Here is a 4,029-nt window from a genome sequence, read left to right as displayed (position 1 = left end):
ACTCAATGTGATATCGACAAGCCGTGTAAATTTACCGACAAAGGAAGTATATACCATTGGGTGTTAGCACTTAAGCTTACCATTAAGAAAAGATGTCGGAAAAAATGAAAACAAAAAAATAAATTTTACGAGTTACCTCAACACACTTCTGTAGTGATCCTTATATGCGTGTTCATAGAGGCTTTCATACAAGGGCATGATATTCTGGAGATCGAATTTCAGGGCCTCTTTATAGGCATTCATTTTGAATGTCTCCAGGATTTTAGGGTCTTTCAGAATATATAATGCATTCTTTATCATGTCATCCACATCGCCTACATCACTCAAAAATCCTGTTACTCCCTGTATATTCACCTCGGGAATCCCTCCGGTATTACTGGATATCACGGGTACTTTATTGATCATGGCCTCTAAAGCTGCTAACCCAAAACTCTCAGATTTTGAAGGCAGCAGGAACAGATCTGAAAAACAAAGAATCCGGTCTATTTCGGAACTTTGACCTAAAAACATCACCTTATTCATAATGCCCAGCTCTTCACACAACATTTCGGCCTTCTCCTTTTCAGGACCCTCTCCTACCATCATCAACTTAGCCGGGATCTCCTTTTGAATACCATAAAATATCTTTATGACATCCGGAATATGCTTTACTTTTCTAAAATTACTGATATGAGTGATGATCTTTTCATTTTCACCAGCCATCAGGGTACGCTGACAATCCGTGAATTCTGAATTGTATTTCCTTTTATCTATAAAATTAGGGATCACCTCAATCTCCTTCTCAATCTCAAAAAAGTCGAGCGTCTTTTGCCTTAAATCTTCAGATACACTGGTAACCACCTCTGATTTATTTATACTGAAAGTCACTGCGGGCTTGTAAAATGGATGGTTCCCCACCAACGTAATATCCGTGCCGTGCAGGGTGGTGATCATGGGGATATAGATCCCGTCTTCTTCCAATATCTTTTTCGCCATATACCCCGCATAGGCATGTGGAATAGCATAATGGACATGCAAGAGTTCTATTCCATACAACTTTATGGTATCTACCAATTTGCTGGATAAGGCCAATTCATATGGCTGATAATGGAACAAGGGATATTCAGGCACATGTACCTCGTGGAAATGAATGTTATTCCCCAGTAATTCTAGCCTAACCGGCTGTTTGTAAGTAATAAAATGGATCTCGTGACCCCGATTTGCCAGTGCAATTCCCAGCTCGGTAGCCACTACCCCACTCCCACCAAAAGTAGGATAACATACAATAGCGATCTTCATAGCTGTAAAATTACGTTTTAATTCTTTTTCTAATTTATAATGGAATCATAAATCGCCTGCTGAATACGTGTTCTCAATTCGGATTTGATCAAAAGGTTATTGGAGGATGTTGGAAAAGTGCGATTCGACAAAAAGACATAGACCAATTCCTTCTCGGGATCGGCCCAGGTATAGGTCCCTGTAAATCCACTGTGACCAAAGCTTTTCCTGGAAACACAACCGCAAGTAGGGCCATGCTCTTCCAGCTGTGGCTTGTCAAAACCTACTCCCCTGCGTACATCGTTATTGCAGAAATAGCATTTATTGAACTTTTCTATAGTTCTGGCCTCCAAAAAACGATCTCCCCCATAATATCCACCTTGCAAATACATCTGCATAATCTTAGCCACATCATTGGCATTACTAAACAAACCGGCATGGCCTCCTACTCCCCCCTGCATGGCGGCCCCCATGTCATGAACATATCCCTGCACCGTCTGATACCGGTAATAATTATCAATTTCCGAAGGGACGATCTTTTCTTTTTTGAAGTATTCCAAGGGTTTGAAGCGAGTAAAGTTAGTTCCCAGGGGTTTAAAAAATTTAGAAGTTGCGAGGACATCGAGGGGTTGTCCATAGGTATCCTCAATAAATTTCTTCATCACATAATAAGCCACATCACTGTAACGATACCGATTCGACTTTAAGGATTGACGTCCGATACGATTGTAAATAGAATCCTTGTAGGAATCTGTGAGATACAAATTATTGGTTACCCTGATGCTAAAACCATTATCGGGCCTGTTGCGATAAAATTCTTTAGAGGGTTTTCTGTTTTTATCCAGCGTTGCCAAATAAAAAGCGATCCAGGAAGGAAGACGCCCGTAATGACTTAAAGCCTTGAGTACTGTCACATCCTTAAGATCTGTGGTATCGTAGGCAGGGATAAGTTCCCCAAAAGTGTCATTTAATGAGATCTTCCCTTCTTCCTCCATGGTCATGATCATGGGCAGGGTTGCCAGTATCTTTGTCAGGGAAGCAAGATCGTATAAGTAATCGTTCGAAATAGAATCTGTGGCATCATAGGTTGGCTTTCCGAAATTCTTATTATAAATGACCTTTCCTTTCCTGGCCACCAATACCTGTGCTCCCGGAAACATCAGTGAATCCAGTCCGTTCTGAACCAGCGAATCTACTTCTGCCAAAAGTTGACTATTGATCCCTACCCGCTCCGGGATGCCGTAGCCTAAACGGCCAAGAGCTTTCGCTGAAAACCCAAAACCAACGGGATAGCCAGTTCCCAAGGATACCGGCAACTTACCTTTAGCAGGGATGGCCCCAAAGATCAATTCTGCCGTTTTCTCCTGCGCGATCTCACTATTCTGATACCCCAGCACCAATCCGTCTAAATTCTCGAAATTAACCAGGTCCAACAATGCGTATGGCTTGGCAAAGACGGCCAGGATCAAATTTGATGTTCGTTCTCTGGCGAGCTCATTTAGCCAATACAATTCCTTTTCCGAGAATTTGTAGTCCTTCCAGGGGCTTTCATTGCTTTTGTGAAAACCAACAATGACCACATTAAAGTCAGATAACTTACTTTTAAGCGTGTTAATATCTTTCCCCTCTACCTGCAAAACCTCGGTATAATTTTGCAAGGCCTTGTAAAATGGCTCTCCGGAGGCATCCCCCAGGGCGACATAGGCAATTTTTTTGTTTTCCAGATTTTTGATGGGTACCAGATCTACTTCGTTCCTTACCACTGTGATGGCATTTTCCATCGCTTCCTCGTACAAGAGATCGTCTTCTACTGTATTCAGCTCTTCATATAACTGTTCAGATTGAATAGGTTGATATCTGTGTAGTCCGGCCTTATACTTTGCCATCAGGATCTTCTGCACAGAAACAGCCAAACGGGCTTCCGAAATGATGCCAGTATCGTAAGCAGTTCGTATAGCCGAGATGGCCAACTTCAGATCTTTGGGCATCAACAGGATGTCATTCCCCGCCAGAAAGGCTTCTAATTCACTTCCGCCATTGTCTGCAAACGTTGCCACCCCATTCATATTTAAGGCGTCCGTGAAGACCAGTCCTTTAAAACCCAGTTCATTTTTTAAGACCCCGGTAATGATATTTTTCGAGAGAGACGACGGTCTTTTTTCGTCCGGTTCCAAGGCCGGTACATTCAAATGGGCCACCATCACACTGGAGACACCTTCCTTGATCAGTCTTTTGTAAGGATATAATTCAATACTATCTAGCCTGTCGCGTTCAAAAGGAATATTCGGCAAGTCTTTATGTGAGTCTACCGCCGTATCACCATGGCCGGGAAAATGCTTGCTACTGCTGAGAACCCCTGCCCTGTTCAGTCCGCGCACAAATGCCGCTCCTTTTTGAGCTACATTCACCCTGCCTTCTCCAAAGGACCTGTTTCCGATGATCGGATTCCTGGGATTTATATTGATGTCAATATCCGGGGCAAAGTTGATATGAACTCCCAACCGCTTCGCATGTGTACCTATCCGATACCCTACACGTTCTACAATGTTACTATCCTGGATGGCCCCTAAGGTCATATTCCATGGATAGGCAAAGGTAGAATCTAATCGCATGGCCAGCCCCCATTCTGCATCCATCCCTATAAGCAGAGGAATTTTTGATACTGCCTGATATTCATTCGTAAGTTTTGCTTGTCTTAACGGACCTCCGGTAGAAAAGATTATCCCACCTAAATGCTCTTCCTCAATCAGTGTTTTGATCTTATCAGTGGCC

General features: G+C 42.8%; 2 protein-coding genes. Both read right to left on the bottom strand.

Going from position 1 to position 4,029, the window contains the following annotated elements:
* Positions 1-132 precede the first annotated feature (132 nt).
* Positions 133-1,278 carry an N-acetyl-alpha-D-glucosaminyl L-malate synthase BshA gene (gene bshA, locus WBM49_RS00060; RefSeq protein WP_424370009.1) on the bottom strand — a complete coding sequence of 382 codons (1,146 nt, stop codon included), beginning with the start codon at positions 1,276-1,278 and terminating at the stop codon, positions 133-135.
* A 29-nt stretch (positions 1,279-1,307) separates the two neighbouring features.
* On the bottom strand, positions 1,308-4,029 hold a 2,722-nt coding region (locus WBM49_RS00055; RefSeq protein ID WP_424370008.1), incomplete at its 5' end, for a glycoside hydrolase family 3 N-terminal domain-containing protein.

It is taken from the genome of Muriicola sp. (genome assembly GCF_049669965.1).
Classification (GTDB): Bacteria; Bacteroidota; Bacteroidia; order Flavobacteriales; family Flavobacteriaceae; genus Muriicola.
This window is presented reverse-complemented; position numbering and strand designations above follow the sequence as displayed.

Excerpts from the sequence above, each read along its gene's own strand:
- bshA (WP_424370009.1), bottom strand. The coding sequence starts at position 1,278 with ATGAAGATCGCTATTGTATGTTATCCTACTTTTGGTGGGAGTGGGGTA.